General features: G+C 55.0%; 14 protein-coding genes. 2 read left to right on the top strand and 12 right to left on the bottom strand.

Annotation, left to right across the window (positions count from 1 at the left end):
• Positions 1 to 26: 26 nt before the first annotated feature.
• On the bottom strand, positions 27 to 1,136 hold the full coding sequence (locus tag V5G20_RS07140) for an alanine dehydrogenase (protein ID WP_172920572.1): 1,110 nt from the start codon (positions 1,134 to 1,136) through the stop codon (positions 27 to 29).
• A 247-nt stretch (positions 1,137 to 1,383) separates the two neighbouring features.
• Positions 1,384 to 2,904, bottom strand: coding sequence for a sigma-54 interaction domain-containing protein (locus V5G20_RS07135; protein ID WP_039070660.1), 1,521 nt, complete (start codon positions 2,902 to 2,904; stop codon positions 1,384 to 1,386).
• 186 nt (positions 2,905 to 3,090) lie between these two features.
• Between V5G20_RS07135 and aspA the strand changes: the two genes are divergently transcribed.
• The gene (aspA, locus tag V5G20_RS07130) at positions 3,091 to 4,518 is read left to right on the top strand and encodes an aspartate ammonia-lyase (protein ID WP_003389605.1); all 1,428 of its coding nucleotides are present in this window, start codon (positions 3,091 to 3,093) and stop codon (positions 4,516 to 4,518) included.
• 195 nt (positions 4,519 to 4,713) lie between these two features.
• On the opposite strand, the gene V5G20_RS07125 is transcribed toward aspA, so the two are convergent.
• From V5G20_RS07125 to V5G20_RS07080, 10 genes are all read right to left on the bottom strand, one after another.
• The gene (locus V5G20_RS07125) at positions 4,714 to 6,003 is read right to left on the bottom strand and encodes an MFS transporter (protein ID WP_003389606.1); all 1,290 of its coding nucleotides are present in this window, start codon (positions 6,001 to 6,003) and stop codon (positions 4,714 to 4,716) included.
• Positions 6,004 to 6,142: 139 nt separating this feature from the next.
• A complete protein-coding gene (locus tag V5G20_RS07120; RefSeq protein WP_031931922.1) occupies positions 6,143 to 6,568 on the bottom strand; it encodes a MarR family winged helix-turn-helix transcriptional regulator in 426 nt (141 codons plus the stop codon).
• Positions 6,569 to 6,798: 230 nt separating this feature from the next.
• Positions 6,799 to 8,061 carry a sensor histidine kinase gene (locus V5G20_RS07115; RefSeq protein ID WP_003389608.1) on the bottom strand — a complete coding sequence of 421 codons (1,263 nt, stop codon included), beginning with the start codon at positions 8,059 to 8,061 and terminating at the stop codon, positions 6,799 to 6,801.
• Positions 8,054 to 8,740 (bottom strand): response regulator transcription factor, encoded by a 687-nt coding sequence (locus V5G20_RS07110; protein ID WP_003389609.1) that lies wholly within the window; start codon positions 8,738 to 8,740, stop codon positions 8,054 to 8,056. The genes V5G20_RS07115 and V5G20_RS07110 overlap by 8 nt, the downstream gene beginning before the upstream one ends.
• An 80-nt stretch (positions 8,741 to 8,820) precedes the next feature.
• Positions 8,821 to 11,952, bottom strand: a complete 3,132-nt coding sequence (locus V5G20_RS07105; RefSeq protein ID WP_338463297.1) for an efflux RND transporter permease subunit — start codon at positions 11,950 to 11,952, stop codon at positions 8,821 to 8,823.
• A gap of 9 nt (positions 11,953 to 11,961) precedes the next feature.
• The gene (locus V5G20_RS07100; protein WP_024983435.1) at positions 11,962 to 13,353 is read right to left on the bottom strand and encodes an efflux RND transporter periplasmic adaptor subunit; all 1,392 of its coding nucleotides are present in this window, start codon (positions 13,351 to 13,353) and stop codon (positions 11,962 to 11,964) included.
• A gap of 183 nt (positions 13,354 to 13,536) precedes the next feature.
• Positions 13,537 to 14,625: a hypothetical protein gene (locus tag V5G20_RS07095; protein ID WP_039070654.1), complete on the bottom strand. Its 1,089-nt coding sequence runs from the start codon at positions 14,623 to 14,625 to the stop codon at positions 13,537 to 13,539.
• 396 nt (positions 14,626 to 15,021) lie between these two features.
• Complete coding sequence (locus V5G20_RS07090) at positions 15,022 to 16,080, bottom strand: tripartite tricarboxylate transporter substrate binding protein (protein ID WP_003389614.1); 1,059 nt, start codon at positions 16,078 to 16,080, stop codon at positions 15,022 to 15,024.
• A 26-nt stretch (positions 16,081 to 16,106) separates the two neighbouring features.
• Positions 16,107 to 17,624, bottom strand: coding sequence for a tripartite tricarboxylate transporter permease (locus V5G20_RS07085; RefSeq protein ID WP_024983437.1), 1,518 nt, complete (start codon positions 17,622 to 17,624; stop codon positions 16,107 to 16,109).
• 13 nt (positions 17,625 to 17,637) lie between these two features.
• Positions 17,638 to 18,105, bottom strand: a complete 468-nt coding sequence (locus V5G20_RS07080) for a tripartite tricarboxylate transporter TctB family protein (RefSeq protein WP_024983438.1) — start codon at positions 18,103 to 18,105, stop codon at positions 17,638 to 17,640.
• 262 nt (positions 18,106 to 18,367) lie between these two features.
• Between V5G20_RS07080 and V5G20_RS07075 the strand changes: the two genes are divergently transcribed.
• Positions 18,368 to 20,974, top strand: coding sequence for a LuxR C-terminal-related transcriptional regulator (locus tag V5G20_RS07075; protein ID WP_338463296.1), 2,607 nt, complete (start codon positions 18,368 to 18,370; stop codon positions 20,972 to 20,974).
• Positions 20,975 to 21,012 lie beyond the last annotated feature (38 nt).

Genomic DNA, 21,012 nt, shown 5'->3' with positions numbered 1-21,012 from the left:
CCCTTTTTTCCTTTTGTTTGTAAATGCTATTTCGCCGGCAAGCCGAGCAGTTCTTCTGCTGTCGTACGCTCGCGCTGCTGGATCAAAGCGGTTTCCTCATGAGTCAATATCCCTTTGTACGACGTCAATCCCCGGCGCAGATACGGATTGCGACGAGCTGCCTCGTCCGCTCCGTGGTCGGCAATCGACTTGATGTGCGGAAATACGGATGCCGCATAAGCAATCGAAGTCGTATGAGGGGCAGCGCCCGGAATGTTGTCGACGCCGAAGTGGATAATGCCGTCGACTTCATAGACAGGCTCCTCGTACGTCGTCGGTCTGTATGTCTCCACTGCTCCGCCGACGTCTGCGCTAATGTCGACGATAACCGCCTTTTTGCGCATGAGCTGCAGCATATCGCGTGTGATCAGATGGTCCTTGCGGTGCTTTGGCCATTTGACGCAGTTCATCACCAAATCGACGTGAGGCAGCACCTGGCGGATGTTGCTCCGGTTGGAAAACATCGTGTCTACCCCTTTTGGCAGCAAATACTGCGCTTCCCGAAGGACGCCGATATTCACGTCCATCATTGTTACCCGAGCTCCAAGCGAGGAGAGGACATGGGCTGCGCTGCGTCCGACAATTCCCGCACCGATGACGAGCGCCTGGATGCCGGGTACGCCTCCGATGCCGCCGACAAGCTTGCCCATCCCGCCATTCACGCTAAGCAAATAATGGGCGCCCCAGAGCGCTCCCAGCTTTCCAGCCACTTCTCCATTGGGAGAGCCGTACTGATGCGTATCCTCGGCGGTAAAGGCGATGACCTTTTTGTCCAGCAGTACATTCACCTCTTCCCGGTTGGCAGCGGGATGAAGGCAAGTAAACAGGATTTGTCCTTCCCGCAGCAGGTGGTATTCCTCCGGCAAAATCTCTTTTACCTTTACGATCAGCTCCGCTTCGGCGTAGATTTCCTCCATGCCGTCTCTCAGCTCGGCGCCCGCTTCGGCATAGGACTGATCGGGAAACCCGGCATTTTCGCCTGTCCCTTTGCCGATCAGGACGGTGTGGCCGCCGCCGGTCAATTCGGCCACTTCCGTCGGGGTAAGCACGACGCGCGACTCCCCCGGCTTCAATTCTTTAAACGTTCCGATAATCATGGAAGGCATCCTCCTTGTTTGCAAATGCAATGATGCCGTCTTCTCAAAGCAAGGACCATGCCAGCCATTTTGTGGAATATTCTCAAAAAAAAGACGGGCATCTCTCCTTTTTCGGGAGGATACACCATCTATCGAAAGGAAAATTCCAGTTTCATTCGCACAGCGTGTTAATTTTCGGGCACTTCTTTGTACGTTTTTGGGCAGAAGCAAAATTGGCAGAAAATCGATTGGAGCCCCGTTTTTACTGCTATTTGATTTCATAGTCGCGGATTTTGTTTTGCAGCGACTGCCGGGGAATGTTCAGCAAAAGTGCCGCTTTCGAGACATTTCCCCCTGTTTTCGCCAGCGCTCGCCGGATCAGCCGCGTTTCCAGAGAAGCGACCGCTTCCTTGAGAGGCACAAGCTCATCTTGTTCTTCCTGTGCTTCCTGTGCTTCCTGTGCCTCCTGTTTTTCCTGGCCCTCGCCTGCTCCCGTCACTTCCCCGTAATCCTCTCCAATTGTTGCTCCCCACGCTTTTCCTTCCGAAGCGGCTGTCTGTTCGGGTGCCTGCTCGTCCCTCAGGTGGTTCATGATCGGCTCCAAATCGCTGCGTTGAAGCGTTTCGTCACCGTCTTCCTTGAGCTGCAGGGCAAATTCGACGACGTATTCAAACTCCCGGATATTCCCCGGCCAATCGTGCATCTGCAAATACTCGTACACGCCTTTGGCGATGTGGCGGACGCTTTTGCCCATCAGATGGTTGTACTTGTTGATAAAATAGGGCAGGAGCAGCTCGATATCCTCGGGCCGCTCGCGCAGCGGCGGCAGGTGCAAGGCCATCACGCACAGCCGGTAGTACAGGTCTGGGCGGAGCTGTCCATCCTTGACGCACTGACGGGGATGCTTGTTGGTGGCAGCGATCACCCGCACGTCTACTTTGCGGACATGCTTGTCCCCCAGTCTTCGGATGAGGCCATCCTCCAGCACACGCAGCAATTTTGCCTGCAGGGAATGGGGCATCGAGTTGAATTCGTCGAGAAAAATCGTGCCGCCATCGGCCAGCTCGAACAGCCCCGGATTGTCCTCCGCCCCGGTAAAGCTGCCTTTCTTCGTCCCGAACAGGATGCTCTCCATCAGGCTTTCGGGAATGGCCGCACAGTTCTGGGCGATAAAAGGCTTGTGCGAGCGGCCGCTTGCATGATGCAGGGCCTGGGCGAACAGCTCCTTCCCCGTGCCCGTCTCACCGAACAGGCAAAGCGGCGAGCGGCCGCGAGCCATTTTCTTTGCTTGCCTCTTCAGCTCCAGCATTTGCTCGTTGCCCGTCACGATATCGTCCAGCGTGTATCTGGCTCCTTCCGGCTGGATATTCGCTTGCTCCGCTTTGCTTGGTATGAACAGGCTGGCGTCCAGTTCGATCAGCTCGTCTACCGGCTCCCCCCGCTTGCTGATATCCTTGGACAGCTCAATCGCCCCGATCACCCGCCCGTTTGTCTTGATCGGCAGCGTAACATTGGTCGTTTCGATTTTTTTGCCGGTAAAATCAATGATTTCCTGACGCTTGCGAAAAGTCGGACGCCCCGTTTTCAGCGCATGGTAGAGTGTACTTGTTTGTTCATTCAGCATAGGAAAGGAAGTAAACAGATTTTCCCCGACGATTTCATCCGTCTTCTCGCTCCCGGATGCGAAGCGGGGGTTGAATTTCACCGAAAAGAGGATCGTTCCCGACGTATCGATGATCGTAATTCCGTCAATATACGTGATCTCCTGCAGCAGCTCAACCCGATGCATGCGGTCCGCCTCCTTGTTCACAAAGATTTATCCCATCTTATCAACACTGATCGGGTTCTACAATCATTTCGATTCGTTCGTTCAATTGATTTAAAGCTACTTCTTTCTTTGAAACTATGTTACGATTTTGATGAAAGTAAACAACGTTGTTTAACATCAAAAATATCCTGTAGGAGTTGTATACACATGGATACAGCAGTAACCAAACGGGTAGAAAAAGACTTCCTCGGCGAAAAAGAAGTGCCGAAACACGCCTACTACGGTGTACAAACGCTTCGTGCCCTGGAAAACTTCCCGATCACCGGATATCGAATCCACGAATCGCTGATCAAGGCGATGGCGATGGTAAAAAAAGCGGCAGCACTTGCCAATATGGAAACGGGCCAGCTCAACCGCCGCATCGGAGAAGCGATCGTTCAGGCGGCACAAGAGATTATCGATGGCAATCTGCACGACCAGTTTATCGTCGATCCGATTCAGGGCGGCGCCGGAACCTCGATCAATATGAACGCCAACGAAGTCATCGCCAACCGTGCGCTGGAGCTTCTCGGCTTTGAAAAAGGCGACTACTTCCAGGTCAGCCCGAATACGCACGTGAACATGTCCCAGTCTACGAATGACGCTTTCCCGACTGCGATCCACATTTCCGTACTGATGATGCTGGACCAGCTACTCGCGACGATGGATAGCCTGCAGGAGTCGTTCTCGCAAAAAGCGAAAGAATTTGACAGCGTTATCAAAATGGGCAGAACCCATCTGCAGGACGCGGTTCCGATCCGTCTGGGCCAAGAATTTGAAGCGTACCGCAAAGTGCTGTCCCGGGACATCCTGCGAATCTCCGGCTCCCGCCAGCATCTGTACGAAGTAAACATGGGCGCGACTGCCGTGGGAACCGGCTTGAATGCGGAGCCGCGCTATATCGAGAGTGTCATCAAGCATCTGGCTTCGATCACAGGCCTGCCGATCAAAGGCGCATCCGATCTGGTCGACGCCACGCAAAACACGGATGCTTACACAGAAGTGTCCGCGGCCCTCAAGGTGTGCATGATCAACATGTCCAAAATCGCCAACGACCTGCGCCTGATGGCTTCCGGACCGCGCGCCGGACTCGGGGAAATCTCCCTGCCTGCCCGTCAGCCAGGCTCCTCCATCATGCCAGGGAAAGTCAATCCGGTCATGGCCGAGGTGGTCAATCAGGTGGCGTTCCAGGTAATCGGAAACGACCACACCATCTGCCTCGCTTCCGAAGCGGGACAACTGGAGCTGAACGTCATGGAGCCGGTGCTTGTCTTTAACCTGCTGCAATCGATCAGCATCATGAACAACGCCTTCCGTGCATTCAAGGAATACTGCCTGGACGGCATCCGTGCCAACGAAGAAGTGATGAAGGCTTACGTCGAGAAGAGCGTGGGCGTCATTACCGCCGTCAACCCTCACCTCGGATACGAAGTGGCGGCACGCATCGCCCGCGAGGCGATTTTGACGGGCAAATCGGTGCGGGAGCTGTGCCTTGAGCACAATGTTCTGACCGAGGAAGAGCTCGATCTGATTCTCGATCCGTACGAGATGACCCATCCGGGAATCGCCGGCGCTTCGCTGTTGTTTAAAGACTAAAGAGATCGCCGTACAAAAACGGAAAAGCTCGTTCGTAAACCATATGCTTTCAAATAGGAAGACCGGCTCCGCCCCGTATCGAGGGGGGAGCCGGCTTTTTGTGTTGTTTTTGCAGACTGTCGGAGCAGGCCGCCTTTTTGAGAAAGGGGCTCTGCAACTCTTTGTGGCTGTAGAGCATATCCGGCTTCCAAGCCTCTAGCTCTCCGAGGCGACATTCCTTTTGAATCGGGCGGGTTCAGGAAGGAGAAGATTCAACACGGAAGCTCCGACCAGCAAAACCACCGCAATGTAGAATGACATATTGTAATTTTCAGTCTGACTAAACAATAATCCAGGCAGGTAAGCGCCAAGCGCGGAGCCTAGCTGGTGGCTGAGAAACAGCCAGCCGACAATGAAGCCGAGTGACTGCTTGTTGAAGTACTGCGTCGCCAGCATTTGCGTGGGAGCGACCGTCGCAAAGTCGACAAGGCCGAAGGAAATGGAGAACAAAAACAACAGAGACGGATGTGCGGCAAATACCAGCAGCAGCTCGGGATCGCTGACGAACACGAGCAGCAGTACGATAGTTGCAGCCCTTGCCGCATACAGGAGGGCCAGAAATTTTTTATTGCTCCAGCGGTCTGCGACCACTCCCGACAGCAGCGTTCCCAGCGTATTGAAGGCCGCGAGCAGGCTGACCGCCGACCCGGTTACGACCGCGGAAAAGCCGCACAACTGGGCGAACGGGATGAGGTGGGTATCCATCAAACCGGTCGTCGTAAAACCGCAGATAAAAAACGGCAGGATCAGAAACCAGAATCTTCTCGTGCGAAACACGTTTTCCGCCAATTGGCCGCCTGGGCTCTCGTCTGTCCCGTTTTCAGTGCCTTCCGCAGCTCTGTCGCCTCCGATCGGCTGGATACCTTTTTCGGAAGGATGATTGCGCAGCAAAAGCAGCAGGACGGGAAAGACGATCAAAATCAGAAACGCGCCCAATACTGCGACGGCCATCTGCCAGTCATACCAGTGAATCAAAAACAGCGAGGCTGGCACAACGATCATTTGCCCGACGCTGAAGCCGGCTTCCATCAACCCGAAAGCGAGGCCCCGCCTTTCCTGAAACCAGTTTGTCACCACAACGGTGGCTGCCACGTTCGACGCCCCGCCCACTCCGAGCGAAGCGATCACGCCGTACAGAAGAAAAAGCTGCCACGGCGAGGTCACAAAATACGTCAGGGCGATGCTTATCCCGACCAGCAGTGCACTGACTGACAAAATCATCCGAGCGCCGAAGCGGTCGACCAGCTTGCCCACCACCGGCTGGGATATGCCGTATACGATGAAGCTCAGCGTAGAAATGAGTGAGATCGTGCCTCTGTCCATCGAGAATTCGGTCTCCCACGGCTCGATAAAGGCGCCGAAGGAAAGGCGAACGCCCTGGACGGCCAGCAAAGCCAAAAACGTGACAAACAATACAATCCAAGCATAGTGAATCTTTTTCTCCATCTGCTTCTCCCCACTTGTAAAAGATGCTTCTTTGCCGTTCAGGCGTCCGATCCTCGGAGTTGCCCATCTATCCGTCCCTACGGCAGACCGAAAGTCAGTCCATTCGCCGTAAAGGCCATCCGGGCATCCGGACGATGGATTACGCTTCTTTCTCCAATCCGAGCCTGGTCAGCATGCTTTTCAACATCGCAAGCTCTTCTTCCCGAAAAATGGACATGGCCTCCCGGTTTACCTCGTCGCTGATCTCGTTGAGCGGCTTTTCCAATTCTCTCCCCCGCGGAGTCAGGTAAATCAAATTCGTCCGGCGGTCGGTCGGAGACGGCCTGCGCTCGATCAAGCCCATCTGCTCCAGCCGATCCAAGAGGCCTGTAATCGTCGCTCCATCCAGACGGAGCCGGCTGCCCAATTCCACCCCTTTTTGCCCATCCTTTTCCCAGAGAACGTGGAGCAAGACAAATTGCACCGGAGTGACTCCGTACTCGCTCAATCGCGCTTTTTCCAGCTGGAAAACCTTCTGGTACGCCTTTCCCAACAAAAAACCAAAGCAGTCCTCGATTCGCTCCATGATGACCCTCCCGTTCATTCCCAAAACTTTTTGAAAAGAATAACATAGGCTCACACGATTTGTACACAAAAAGTTTGTATGCAAATTATTTATGTGCAAATAAAAAGCTTGCTCCTCATGGGAACAAGCTGACATGGCAGAGACTCGGCTTGTCTATGCTCTCATATCCAGTCGATAACCTTATTTGCCGCCGGGCTCGGCTTTGCAAAATGGCATAGAGCCATTTTTCCTCATCCGTGTTTGGCCGGCAGCCAGACGGTAAAGGTGGCCCCTGCCCCTTCCTCGCTCTCGACGCGGATTCTCCCTCCGTGGGCGTCGACGATCCACTTGGCGATGGACAGTCCCAGCCCCGTCCCGTCTGTTTGGCGGGAGCGCATCTTGTCCGCGCGGAAAAAGCGGTCGAACACGTACGGAATGTCTTCCTTGGCGATCCCGATCCCGTTGTCTTTTACAACGAGGGTAATGCCCTGCCCCTCCCGCTTGCAGCTCACCGCAATTTTTCCTTGCTCATTCGAGTATTTGAGCGCATTGTCGAGCAAAATGACGAGCAGCTGCTGAATCCGCTCCTGGTCCCCGTTCAGCTCCAGCGGCTGCTGGATGTCCGTCTCGATTTCGATGCCTCGGACAACAGCCAGCTGCCGGAACGTGTGGACGCTTTTTTGGACCAGCTCATCCATGGCCACCTTTTGCTTGAGGATTTGCAGCTCATTGGAGTCGGAGCGGGCCAGGGTCAGTAGATCGCCGACCAGCTTGTTCAGCCGCCTGGTCTCCTGAATGCTGACCATAATGTGCTCGCTCTCCTCCTCAATCGTCCGCTCCGGAGAGCGAAACAGCCTCTCCAGATTGACCAGAATCACGGAGAGCGGCGTTCGCAGCTCATGGGAAGCGTCCGCGATAAACTGCTGCTGCTTTTCCCAGGAAAGCTGGATCGGAACAAGCGCCCGCTTGGCCAAAAACAGCCCCGCAAACAGCGCGATCAAAATACTGGCAAGACCGCCGATTCCGAGCACATAGAGGAGCGTATCGAGCATCTTCATCTCCGGCTCCAGATTGTAAATCAGCTGAATGTGGCTGACATTTCGGATGAATCCGCGGTCGATGACGCGCTTGTCCGTGGTCATCGTATAGACTCGGTACACCTGCCCGCCGACCGTCACATTTTCGATTTCCTTGCTCCGATCTACGGGGTGGAACAGGTTCAAGTCGCCATTTTCAAGCGATTCGCCGTAATCCTTGCTGATCAGCCCGCCCCGGTCGTCCCACAGCAAAAAGACGATGCGCCTGTCGACATCGGGCAGCCGCTTGCGCTCCGGCTTCAGGAAAGGAGGGGGCACCTGCACGAACCATTTGCCCGACCGGACCAGCTCTCTGTCCACCTGTGAAAACAAGCGGTACTGAATGGAGAAGTAGAGCGCGCTTCCGAGCGCGTTCAAGAGCAGCACAAACACGATCGTATTCAAAATAACCAGGCGAATCCTCGTCTTTTTAAACATTCTCCTTTTGTCCCTTCAAAATGTAGCCGACATTGCGAATCGTCCGGATGTAGTTGTCGCATCCGTACTCAGCCAGTTTTTTGCGCAAATAATGCACGTACAAGTCGACGATCCCGTAGTTCGCCTCCGAATCGATCCCCCAGATTCGGTCGAAGATTTGATCTCGCGTCAATATTTGCTCCCGGTTGTGAAGAAAATACTGCAGCAGATCGTATTCCTTTCCGGTCAGCTTCAACGGATGCTCGCCCACGAAGCCGTCGTGTTCATTTGTCTTCAGCGAAATCGGCCCGTAGGATACTTCTCCGTCGGCCGAATACTTGCCGTTTCTTCTCAGCAGCGCTCTCGTGCGGGCCAGCAATTCCTCCACGGCAAAAGGCTTGACGAGGTAATCATCAGCCCCGGCGTCCAGACCTTCGACCCGCGACTCTACGCTGTCTTTGGCGGTGAGGAGCAGAACCGGCGTAAGCTGTCCTTTTGCCCGCAGCTTTTTCACGAGTGAGACGCCATCCAGACCGGGCATCATGATGTCCAGGATGAGCAAGTCGTAGATGCCGCGCTCGGCGAGCAGCAGCCCTTCATCGCCCCGCTCGGCCTTGTCCACCTGATAGCCCTCCTCTTGCAAAACGCCGCAAACCGCTTCCAACAATGCGCGTTCATCTTCTACTGCCAAAATCCGCATCGTCACACCTCCTGATGCTTCAGAAAGGTGGCACCCGAAGAATGCCACCCCTGTCCATGTTATCTATTCATTATACTATTCTATTTTTCGATGCTCGCCGTTTTCAGCTTCCGCGAAGGCCGGAAGATGTGGGAGAGCTTTTTCAGCCTGCCGGAGAAGTCGTCAAGAATCGTGTAGACGACGGGAATGACGATCAAGGTCAGCATTGTCGAGAATAGCAACCCGCCGATCACGACAGTGGCCATCGGCGATTGGCTTTCTCCTCCTTCGCCGATCCCCAGGGCGAGCGGGAAGAGGCCCAGCACCGTACACAGCGTCGTCATCAAAATCGGCCGCAGCCGGATCGGCGAAGCGGTCAGGATCGCCTCGCTCCGCTCCATCCCCTGCCTGCGGAGAATGTTGATAAAGTCGATCAGAACGATCGCATTTCGGACGACGATCCCGGTCAAAAGGATGATCCCGATAAAGGCGGGAATGCTCAGTGTCCGTCCGGTCATCCACAAGCTGAAGCTCGCGCCGAAGAAAGACAGCGGCACGGACAGCATGATCGACAGCGGATAGACGAGCGACTCGAACTGTGCCGCCAGGATGATGTACACAAGCACCACGGCGAGGCCAAAGGCGAGAATCATTCCCTGGGTCGTTTCATCCAGCTGCTGGTTTTGCCCTTGCTGCTCGATGACGTAGCCGGGCGGCACAGGGAAGTTTGCTACGACTCGATTGACTTCCTCGGCGACGCTGCCCAAATCTCTTCCCGGAGCAAGCATCCCCGTCACATTGACCACCCGGGCCTGATTGTAGCGCTGGATGGCTTGCGGTCCCCCGGCAATGGCGACGGTCGCCACATCCTTCACCTGGACAACCTCTCCCTTCGGAGTGGTGATCAGCAGGTTTTCGATATCCTGCATGCTGTCCTGCCCTTCCTTGTCGAGCTTCAAGGTGATGTCGATCTCGCTTCCCCCCGCCTCCATCCGGGTCGCCACCTGATCGCGCAAGGCGGTCTGGATCGTGCTGGTCAGAGACGACTGGGTAATGCCGAGACCAGCCGCCTTGATGCGGTCAAGCTTGATCTGGATCTCCGGCCGGGACTCCTCCAGCGTATTGTCCGTCTCGCGGATGCCGTCCACCTCGCTGATAGCGGCAGTCAACCTTTCGGCGAGATCCTTCAAGGTCGCCTCATCATTTCCCCGCAGCGCGTAGGAAATCGGCGAAGATCCGCCGGAAAAGCCTTGTCCGCCCATACCGGGAAGCATCATGCCGCCAGTCTCGCTGATCCGTACGCGCGCTCCCGGGAAGCGGTTCAGTTTGTTCCGCAGATCGTCTACGACCTCTGCTGTCGTCCGGCTGCGCTCTGACGAATCGGACAGGATCAGCAAAAAGGAAGCCGCCGAGCTGTTCTCGTTGCCGCCGCGGGTTGCGTTGGCGCTGCCCAGCGTGGAGAAGATCGTCTTCGCTTCGGGGACCTGTGACACGATCTCATTTGCTTTCGTCAGGACTTCTCTCGTTTTTTCCAGCTCCGTCCCGTTCGGCAAGGAGATGGAGATGTTGACCTGTCCCTGATCCGATGTGGGCATCACTTCCATGCCGATAAAAGGTACGAGCCCCGCGCCGGCGACCAGCGAGGCGAGGCCTATCGCGATGACGCTCTTCCGGTGGCCGAGAGACCAGGCCAGGACTCGCTTGTAAAATTGGACCAGCCTGCTTTTCGCGTCTGCTTCCTCATGATTGAGCTTTTTCGCTTGCGAAGCCGTCCATTTGGCCGCGAGCATCGGCGTGACGGTCAGCGACACCACCAGCGAAGCCAGCAGGGCAAACGAAACGGTTACGCCCATATCCTTAAACAACTGTGCCGTCACGCCTTCGACAAAGACGATCGGGAAAAACACGGCAACCGTGGTCAATGTAGCCGCGATCACGGGCATCGCCACTTCCTTCGTGCCCGAGACAGCCGCTTCCTTGATGGACAGTCCTTTTTCCCGGTGGCGGTGAATGTTTTCCAGCACGACGATGGCATCGTCCACGATCATCCCGATGCCAAGGGTAAGCCCGCCCAGACTCATCGTGTTGATCGACATATCGGTAAAAAACATCAGGGCAAACGTGGCGATGACGGAGATCGGAATCGCCGTTCCGATGATCAGCGTGTTGCTTGTGCTCTTCAGGAAAAACCTGATGATAAAGATGGCCAAAATGCCCCCGATCAGCGTATCGTGGACAAGCGTATTGATCGATGCGCGAATAAAGGCAGATTGATCGGAAATGCTGAACACCTTCAGATTGGCGGACAGAGAGCCTTGCAGCTTCTCCAGCTCCTGGTTGATTTGATCGACGACGGCAACTGTGTTGGTGCCGGACTGCTTCATGATGGAAAGGGTAACCGTCGGCTGCCCGTCCATTTTGCTCTCGATCGTTACGGCTTTATAGCCATCCGTGATGAGTGCGACATCCTCCAGAAATACCTGGCCTTCGCCGCGAAGCGGTATGGATACCTTCTTGATGTCATCGATAGAGGCGAGCTTGCCGACAGAGCGAACCGTATAAGTAGTCCCGCCCTCTGTGATGGTGCCGCCCGGCGAATCGATATTCTGGTTGCGGAGCTGCTGGCTGATGTCGGCCAGCGTAATACCGTATTGCTCCAGCTTGCCGGGATCGACCCGGACCGTGATTTCCCGCTCCAGTCCGCCGGACACGGTCACAGACGCGACGCCGTCTACCCGTTCCAGATAGGGCACGATTTGCTCGTCCACAAAAGAGCGCAGCTGGTCAGCGCTCATCTCGGAGGAGAGAGCCAGAGTCAATACCGGTGAGCTGTTTGGGTCAAAGCGCATCACTGTCGGGGAATCGGCATCATCCGGCAGCGACCTTCTGGCCCGTTCCACCTTCTGCTGAATCTCGGCGACGGTCCCGTCAATATCCGTTCCGTAGCCAAACTCGACGATGACCTGTGACGTGCCTTCGCGGGAGATGGACGTGACCGACTTGATGCCTGCAACCGTCGCCACAGCCTGCTCGATCGGCTTGGTCACCAGATTTTCCATCTCTTTCGGGCCGACCCCCGAGTAGCTCGTCGATACGGCCACAGTCGGTATTTCAATCGGCGGATAAAGATCGATCGGGATTCGCGTCAAGGAGAGGATTCCCAAAATTACGACCATGAGAATGCCCATCATCACGGTCACCGGACGACGAATCGAATGATCAGAGATATGCATGGGGTTCACCTATCCTTTTGGTCTTGCCGGACGCTCTTGATTTTCCGATCCGTTTGTCGGTGCGTTTTGCGGGTTTTCCGGGTTTTGTTGATTCTGCGGGCCCCGCTGGCGCTTGCCGCTATTTTCCTGCTTGCCTGCATCCTGCGAAGCGGCGGACTGGTTTGGATCAATGACGACAACAGACGATCCGTCTGCAAGCGTGTTCTGCCCCTTGACCACGACCTCTTCACCGCCGGAAAGTCCTTCGAGGATTTCGACCCGCTCCCCGTCCGATTCTCCGCGCTTGACCGGGACGAGCTTTGCTTTCTGCTCTTGGACGATGTAGACATAGTCCTCATTTTCCCGGGAGATAATCGCTTCGCGGGGAACGATCAACGCATCATGCGGCTTGCCTGTCATCTCGATGGAAGCGATCATGCCTGCCTTGAGCTTCAGACTCGGATTGGCGATCTCGATTTCGATCGGGTACGACTTGGTCGAGTCTGCCAGCGGACTGACAGAAGCCACCTTTCCTTTCGTCGTGAGCTGAACGGCAGGAACGTTGATCTCGACCTCCTGGCCGTTCTGGAACAGACCGACCTGGCTTTCCGTAGCCTGCGTTTTCACCTTCATCGTCGTCATATTGATGATTTGCGCGATCTCTGTATTGCTACCGACATTCGCGCCGACAGAAACAGGAAGGGAACCGATCACGCCGTCAATCGGCGCTTTTACGACCAGGTTGGACGCGTTGAGCTGAGCCAGTGCCAGATCGGCCTGGGCCTGCTTCAATGACGCTTGCGCCGATGCGAGCGAAGCGGCGGTCGGTCCCTTTTGATCCAGCTTCAGCTTCTGCTTCTGGTTTTCCAGACTGATCGCGGCACTGTCGAGCGCTGCCTTCGCTTTTTCGTATTCTGCCGCCGAGATGGCTCCCTGCTTGTACAAAGCTTCTGTGCGCTCCAGCTCCTTTTTGGCCGCGTCGTACTTGTTTTGCGAATCGGCAAGCTGATTTTGCGTCTGGGCTACCGTTTCTTCAGGAGTCCCCTCCTTGGCTTCCTCGTATCTCGCTTGCGCAGAGAGAAGAGACGCCTGGGACCGCTGCAACTGGATTTTCGCTTCTTCGCCATCCAGCGTCACGATGGGCTGCCCCGCCTTGACCTGGTCGCCTACGTTTACATGAACCTGGGTAATCCGGCCGCTCGCTTTTGATGTCAGCGCCACCTGGCTTTTCGCCTCCAACCTGCCGCTGAGAGACAGCTTTTGCCCAAACAGCTCCTTGTCTGCTTTTTTCACTTCCACCGGGATGGCCCTCTGTGCGGCTCCTGCCCGTTGTCCCATGCCGCCCTGCTGCGGCGAGCATCCGGCCAACAGGCCAAAAATCGCGAGGATGGCGGCGGTCGTTTTTATTTTGCTGGACCTCAAACTGGCTTCCTCCTTCTTTCTCTACCAAACTGTGACAAATCAACCCGCATGAAAAATCCCTGTCTCTTCCAATTAGTTCTTTGGGTCCAATTAAAGCACGTCTTTTTTTGAAAAAGATTTGAAAAAGGCAGGTGATCGATTCACCTGCCCGAAACTGCTCTCGTTGTGTGGAAGCGGAGGCGCTTAGTTTTCTACGACGACCTTCTCCGGCTTTTCTCCCCGTTTGTGCTCAAGCTGTTTTTGGATGGACTCTGTCAGGTTAGCCTGAAGCTTGTCTGCCTGCTCCTGTGTGATTTTGCCCGCCTTGACTGCCTCGGAAAGCTGGTCTGCGCGCTGTTTTGCCAAAAGGGCGACCACTTCATCCGTATCCACTCCTTGTGCTTCGGCGACTTCTGCCAGCGATTTGCCGGCCTTCAGCTCTGTCTCCAGCTCTTCAGCGGTGAGATTGAGCAGCTTCAGCAGCTCTTCGCTTTTGAAAAATCCGAAGCCGCGCGGGCCGAAGCCTTTATCCTGATGGGTGCTTTCGACCATTTTTTGAATGCGCTCAGACGCGTTTTCGCTCATTTTATCGGCTTGCTCCTGGGTCAGCTTGCCTGCTTTCACGGCCGCTGCCAACTGCTCCTCCTGGTGCTTGGCGATCAGGCTCACGACATCTTCGACGGATACGCCCTGTGTTTTGGCGACGTCTGCGAGAGATTTGCCAGCCTTCAGCTTTGTATCCAGCTCTTCGGCGGTAAGATCGAGCAGCTTCAGCAGTTCTTCGCTCTTGAAGAAAACGAAACCGCCGTGTGGGCCGAAGCCTCTGTCCTGGCGCGTGCTTTCAACCATTTTTTGGATGCGCTCAGCGGCGTTTTCCTTCATTTTATCCGCTTGCTCCTGGGTCAGCTTTCCGGCCTTCACAGCCTCTGTTAGCTGCGCTTCCTCCTGCTCTGCGATCAGTTTGACGACATCCTCTACAGACACGCCTTGTTCTTTGGCCACGTCCGCGAGAGACTTGTCTGCCTTCAGTGCCTCCTTCAACTCGTCTGCGGAGAGGTTCAAGAGCTTCAGCAGGTCTTCGTTTTGATCCAGCCCTTTTCCTTTGAGGAAGAAGCCTTTTCCTTCGCCTCCCTTGAAGCCTTTGATCACAATTTTATGTTGGTCGGCTTTGTTTGCAGCTTGCACAGACGTTGCCTGATCGTTGGTTGCAGCGTATACACCGTTGATCGTTCCTGCACTCAGCACCGCAGCCAGCGCCCCCAGCGCGATTCCCACTTTTGCTTTGCTAAACATATTATCATCCACCTTTCTCGATTTTTCGTCTTGTACCTAGGCACAGCTTTAGTCTAGTCGGGGAAATTTTGATTTGTTTTTGAGAACTGTGGAAAAGTGGGGGAAAAACTGTGGAGGTTTGCGGAGAACAGGTGGAATGCATAAGGACACTGTGCCAGTCGCTTTGAATGGAAACAGGCTTCTCTGACGATCTGGAGACACTGAAACGCTCCCCCGAGCAGGCTGCTTTTGGACGCGGTTTTGCTTTTGGAATGGAGACGGACAGTCCAGTCCCCCCGCAGTGTCCCACCGAACCTGCTGCTGTTTTCTCGTTTTTCATCTCCCCCACCAAAGCCTGTCCGACCACCCCAAAAAAGAGGCTGCGGTGGAGGGAAGTCCCCCACCAGCAGCGTAGATTCATTTCCGTATATTGCTCTTCGTAGCCAGATCGGTATAATACTGGGTCTCCTTCTCAACATCAGCCGTAAACTGTGCCGAATCCGCGTAAGCAGGCTCCACTTGAAGTTCGTGCAGCTTTTTCACAAAGTCGGGGTCACTGGTCATTTTGGCAACGACAGCCTCCCACTTCTTGATGACCGCTTCCGGTGTGCCTTTCGGGAACGACACACCCGTCCACCAGAAAACGGTCAGTCCGTCAATGCCCTGCTCCTTTGCAGTCGGTACATCGGGGAGAAACGGACTTCTTTCTGTCCCGCCGACGGCCAATATCTTCACTTTTTTCGCCTGAAGCATGGGGTTGATTTCCCCGATCGTATGGATAGCCACTACCGCGTGGCCTCCCGCTACCTTCGGAACGGAGTCGGACGCCCCTTTTGTCACGATCATCCGCGTCTTGGCAAAGTCCGCGTCAATCATGTCAAACCATTGAGCTACGCCAAATGCTGAAAAGCCTGCTGGACCTACCGATGTCCAGGTCAACTGATCGGGGTTCTCCTTCGCCCATTGGGAGAAAGCGTGAAAATCGTTCCACGGAGCGTCTTCCTTCACAGCAAAGGCCATCGTTCCTTTCCCGATGCGGGCGGTGTAGATCTGGTCGTTACTGGTGATCAGGGAGTCCTTCATCCCCGCAGTCAGCATCGTCGTGTTGGATACATTGACGGCCAATACGGTATATCCGTCGGGCTTTGCCTGCTTCAGCGCGTATTCCGCGCCTACTGTACCGCCGCCTCCCGGCTTGTTGACCACGACGATGGGCTGGCCCCACTCTTTGCTTACATAGTCGGCGGCAGCCCGGGCTACCAGGTCTACCCCGCCTCCTGCCGAATAAGGGACGATGTATTCAATCTGTCTCGTCGGGTAGGCGGGCTCCGACTGTCCAGCCGATTGATCTGTGGCCGGCTGCTGTGGAACCGCCGGGGATGCAGGCGGCTGGGCCTGCCCGGCACCGCAAGCCGTCGTGGCAACTGCGATCAAGAGAGAAAAAGCGATGCGAAACCAAACATGGGCTGCTTTCAACCAAAATTCCTCCCGTACTTGTGTATCTAGCTGACGTCTATTCCCCGCTCCCGCTCTTCCTGCACCCTCTTTTGCGTCCGCCTGTTCAACACAAGAGAAATGATCAGCAGCGCTGCGGCCGCAACAAGGATCACCGATGAGATCGGGCGCTGCAGGACAATCGCCAGTCCCTCCGCTGACATGGCCGCCGTCTGGATGAGCGACTCCTCGAGGAGCGGTCCGAGGATGAAGCAGAGCACCAGCGGTACCACGGGCCATTTATACGTGGAGAACAGGTACCCGAGCCCGCCAAAAAGAAAGGCGACGAAGACGTCGAACATGCTGTTTCTTACCGAATAGGCCCCGATGGTGCAAAAGATCAAAATGATCGGGGCCATTATTCCATACGGCACTCTCGTCAATTTGACCCACAGCCAGACCATCGGCAGATTGAGCACCAGGAGCATGGCATTTCCCACGAACATGGAGGCGATTACCGCCCAGACGAATGTGGTATTTTGCTCAAAAAGCACGGGTCCCGGCGTAAGACCGTAAATCATCAATCCCGCCAACAGAATGGCGAGCGGCGGTGAAGAAGGGATTCCCAACGAGAACAGGGGAATAAAACCGGCGCTGCTCGTCGCGTTGTTTGCCGCTTCCGGCGCAGCTACCCCCTCCATCGCCCCATGGCCAAACCGTTCCGGGTGTTTCGATACCTTTTTCTCCAGATCATAGGCGAGAAACGACGTAATAGCGGCCGAGCAGCCCGGCAGAAGTCCGAGGAAAAAACCTACGAGTCCTCCCCGCACCATCGGCTTTACGCTTTTTTGCAGATCAGCCTTGGACGGGTAAACGCTCCCCGGATTGCCGATCACCGTCGTCACCCGTTTTTCCTCGATTCCCTTCAATACTTCCGTGATGGCAAACAACCCGATGATAATGCTGATCATATCGAGGCCGCCGACCAGCTTTGCGCTGCCGTAATCAAACCGGGGGACCCCCGTGGAAGGACCCAGTCCGACAAGTGACAGGGCGTACCCGAATGCCCCCATGATGAACGCCTTGAGAAAAGAACCCCCGGAGAGGCTGACCATCAAGGTCAAGGCCAGCACCATCAAGGCCAGGTATTCGGGCGGGCCAAATTTGAGTGCTTGATCCGCCAGGACGGGAGCAAAAAAGACAAGCCCGATCACGCCCATGATTCCAGCCACAAACGAGCCGATAGCCGAGATGCCCAAAGCCGGTCCGCCTTTCCCCTGCTTCGCCAGAGGGTATCCATCCAGACAGGTCGGCACCGAGGACAGCTCTCCCGGAATGTTCAGCAAAATCGCTGTCGTGGAGCCTCCGTACATGGCCCCGTAGTAAATGCCGGCCAGCATGATGATGCCTTGCGTAGGTTCGAGAACAGCCGTAACCGGAAGCAGGATGGCAATAGCTGATGTAGGCCCCAGTCCGGGCAGTACGCCTACAAAGGTCCCGACCAGAGCGCCTAGAGCAGCCATCAACACATTTTCCAGCGTCAGGGCCTCCGCAAAGCCGGACAGCAGAAGATGCAAGGTATCCATAAGCAGCAACCTTTCAAAAGAAGAATCCGGTCGGAAACGCAATCTTCAGCCAAACCACGAAAACCGCGTACAAGCACCCCGTCAGGACAATCGCCATCGCGATGGAACGGCTCCATTTGTACGAGCCGATGACGCGAAACAAGGCAATGGAAGCCAGAAAGGTAGCCAGCACATATCCCACAATGTCAATCACCAGCGCGTAGAGAAGCAGCACAAGAAGACAAGGGAGTACGCTCTTTGGCCGGAAGCCACTCTCTGCATCAGTCTTCCTCTCTTCTTTTTTGTCCCGAAAGGAATGAAAAAGCAATCCCGTGCCTAGCGTGATGAGCAGAAGCCCCAAGGTGGCGGGCAGGGTGTGGTCCCCGACATACTGTGAGGGAGAATATGCGTGCAGGCGAAAAGCCTCCAGGCTGACGACGATTCCGATCGCAATGGATAGCAAGGCACCAAAAAAGTCAGGCAGGTTATACGGAAGTCTCACATCATCACCTCAGCATCTGAACCATACAACAGCCTATGGCACAGAGGCCTATAGTGTTACGTGAAAACAAAAACTCGCCACCGTTTGGCGAGCTATTGAATCCCTTGGGACTTTTCTCGTTTTGCTGGCATCATCTTTTGCCTTACTCGGACCCGAATGTTTTTCTTTTTGCTCAGGGAAGATGGGCTATAATGGGAATAACCGAAATACTCAGGGTTTTCATCCATGTTGACGCTTGGAAAAACACCTTCATGGAGGGAGCATGCTTAATCCTGCCGATGTGCTGTTAAAAACGAAGATCAACCTGCCTGTATTCAAGGATAAAGCCGTGAACCGAGGACATTTGCTGGAGATGCTCAGCACCGGCCAGCACTGCCGCCTGACATCTATCTGCGCTCCTGCCGGTTTTGGCAAAACAACGCTTTTAGGGCAATGGATTTTCCACACAAACGTCCGCGCGGCTTGGGTATCGTTGGACGAAAAAGACAATGACCTCAGCAGGTTCTGGCGATACGTGGCCTACTCACTCGCCTCCGCTTGTTGCCCGCAGTTGACTGAGCGCATGACTCCCTTGCTCGATTCGCTCTCCGGCAGCTCTGTTTATACGATGATTGACGCCATGATCAACGAGCTGGATTTGCTGCCGGATCACGCCAGCTTGATTCTGGACGATTTGCATGTGATTGCGAATCAGCAGATCCATCAAAGTCTTTCCTACCTGATTGAATATCTTCCTGGAAACATCCATCTGTACCTTTCCAGCCGCGCCGCCCTGCCTTTCTCTGCAGCAAAGTGGAAAGTACGCGGCGAATATAACGAGATTGACGCTCCTTCACTCCTGTTCACGCGGGAGGAAGCTGCCCATTTTTACAAGGATGTAGCGCAATTGTCCCTTTCTTCGAGCGAGCTTGAAATATTGCTCGGATTTACCGAAGGCTGGGTGGCGGGACTGCAGCTATTTGCCATCTCCCTGCTGGCCAGCTCGAACTACGACCGGCTGTTGCAGCGAATGTCCGGGTATGACCGAAATGTCGCCGATTACTTGTTGCACGAAGTCATTTCCGGACTGCCGGAGGATATTCACGACTTTTTGCTGCAAACCTCCGTGCTTCAGCGACTGGACTTTCAAAGCTGCGATGCTGTGCTGCAAAGGACGGACAGCCATGCCATGCTGCAGCGCATTATTACTCTGAACCTGTTTATTCTCCCGCTAAATGAAGAACGCACCTGGTATCGGTACCACCATTTGTTTTCGGAATTTCTGCAAAAGGAACTGCTCATCAAGCATCCTCAGGCATGGAGCGAGCTTCACCGGAGGGCAAGCGCGTGTTTTGCCGAACGCCAGATGATGGATGAGGCCATCGAGCATGCCCTGCTCGCCAAAGACTATGCGCTGGCGGTCAAGTGGCTGGAGCAGCATATCGTCACAGTGCTGAATCGAGGCGAATTTTCCACCCTGCTCCGCTGGTTCGAAGCGTTTCCCGAACCCGTCAGGACTCTTTCCCCCGTGCTGCTGCTGCTCTACGCCTTTACCTTGAATGTCGTCGGGAAATTCGACCGCGTCGATCCGCTGCTGGACGATTTGGAACGGAGCATAGCGGATGTCACTGAAGAGCAGCGTCAGGAAATCCGGAGCGGCATCTTTTTTGTCAAAGCCAATCTCGTGTTCTCTACGCGTCGCTTTGAGGAATGGTTCGCCCATGCCGATCTCATCTATGACGTCTTGCCGGAAAATCCGCTTTTTTACAATCTGAATTTCAATACGAGTGAACCGCTCATCAGGCGGACTGCATTTGGACTCAAGGGACTGCTCTCTGCACAAACAGAAGAAGTGGGCAAACGATTCATTGCCATTCTCCAATCCCACGGTTGGCAGGATTCTTTGATCAACCTGTATGTAGTCCAGGCCCTCGCCGAAGGGTACTATGAATGGGACAGGCAGGAAGACAGCGGGACGCTTCTGAAGCAGGTGGAATGGATCGCCCTCCAAAAGCAGGTGGCCGGATTGCTCGTCCCCAATCGGATTACGCTTGCCCGCTTGCGCCTGGTAAAAGGCGAGTACGATTCTGCAAAAGAAGCGATCGACGAAACAATTGTCACTGTGAAAGAATGGACGGAATATCACTGGCTGCCTTCTCTGTACGCCTTTCGGGCGCGGATCGATCTTTTGGAAGACAATCCATCGGAGGCAGAGCGCGTCATGGACTTGCTTCACCTGTCCGCACAGGATAAACCGACGCTGGACAAGGAGCTGGAGTATCTGACTTTTGTCCGTCTTTTGGAGGCAAAAGGGAACACCACCGATGCACTGCGCATATTGGAAACCCTCAAGCCTTTGGGCAAACGCGATGGCTGTCTTTTGAGCATGGTGGAAATCCCGGTTCTCCAGGCACTGATCCATCATAAGCTGGGGCACCGCCTGCAAGCATTCCGCTACCTGCATGAAGCCCTCGCCCTCGGAGAGCAAAACGGCTATATTCGCAGCTTCCTGGACGAGGGAGAAAGGATGGCCCGCTTGCTGCGGGATTACGGGAAACAGCGGAGAATCGTTGCGAAACGCCAGGAGTGGGAAGGAGTTTCCTGGGACTATGTAAATAATCTGCTGGATCGGTTTGCCGCAGGGAAGCCGCGAGCCGGTAGTCCTCCTGCCCTTCCTGCCGACGGTTTTCCGGAGCCGCTTACCCAGCGTGAGAGCGTCATTCTCGGGCTATTGGGACAAGGCGCAACCAACCAACAGATCGCGGCAGAGCTTGATTTAACCGTGGGGACAGTAAAGGTGTATTTGAACCGCATTTACGGGAAGCTGGGGGTTTCCTCCCGGACGCAAGCTTTGCTGAAGGCGCAGGATTTGGGGTTGATTGCTCCTTAGCGGTTTGCCCCTTTTTGACTAGCAAACGAGTTGCGTTT

The organism is Brevibacillus borstelensis, from assembly GCF_036700025.1.
Taxonomy (GTDB): Bacteria; Bacillota; Bacilli; order Brevibacillales; family Brevibacillaceae; genus Brevibacillus; species Brevibacillus borstelensis.
Note: the sequence above shows the minus strand (reverse complement) of the source record. Positions and strands in the feature narration are given on the sequence as shown.

What these genes read in the sequence shown, in the direction of transcription:
- V5G20_RS07140 (WP_172920572.1), bottom strand. Translation starts at nt 1,136, where the DNA reads ATGATTATCGGAACGTTTAAAGAATTGAAGCCGGGGGAGTCGCGCGTC.
- V5G20_RS07135 (WP_039070660.1), bottom strand. Translation starts at nt 2,904, where the DNA reads ATGCATCGGGTTGAGCTGCTGCAGGAGATCACGTATATTGACGGAATT.
- aspA (WP_003389605.1), top strand. Translation starts at nt 3,091, where the DNA reads ATGGATACAGCAGTAACCAAACGGGTAGAAAAAGACTTCCTCGGCGAA.
- V5G20_RS07125 (WP_003389606.1), bottom strand. Translation starts at nt 6,003, where the DNA reads ATGGAGAAAAAGATTCACTATGCTTGGATTGTATTGTTTGTCACGTTT.
- V5G20_RS07120 (WP_031931922.1), bottom strand. Translation starts at nt 6,568, where the DNA reads ATGGAGCGAATCGAGGACTGCTTTGGTTTTTTGTTGGGAAAGGCGTAC.
- V5G20_RS07115 (WP_003389608.1), bottom strand. Translation starts at nt 8,061, where the DNA reads ATGTTTAAAAAGACGAGGATTCGCCTGGTTATTTTGAATACGATCGTG.
- V5G20_RS07110 (WP_003389609.1), bottom strand. Translation starts at nt 8,740, where the DNA reads ATGCGGATTTTGGCAGTAGAAGATGAACGCGCATTGTTGGAAGCGGTT.
- V5G20_RS07105 (WP_338463297.1), bottom strand. Translation starts at nt 11,952, where the DNA reads ATGCATATCTCTGATCATTCGATTCGTCGTCCGGTGACCGTGATGATG.
- V5G20_RS07095 (WP_039070654.1), bottom strand. Translation starts at nt 14,625, where the DNA reads ATGTTTAGCAAAGCAAAAGTGGGAATCGCGCTGGGGGCGCTGGCTGCG.
- V5G20_RS07085 (WP_024983437.1), bottom strand. Translation starts at nt 17,624, where the DNA reads ATGGATACCTTGCATCTTCTGCTGTCCGGCTTTGCGGAGGCCCTGACG.
- V5G20_RS07075 (WP_338463296.1), top strand. Translation starts at nt 18,368, where the DNA reads ATGCTTAATCCTGCCGATGTGCTGTTAAAAACGAAGATCAACCTGCCT.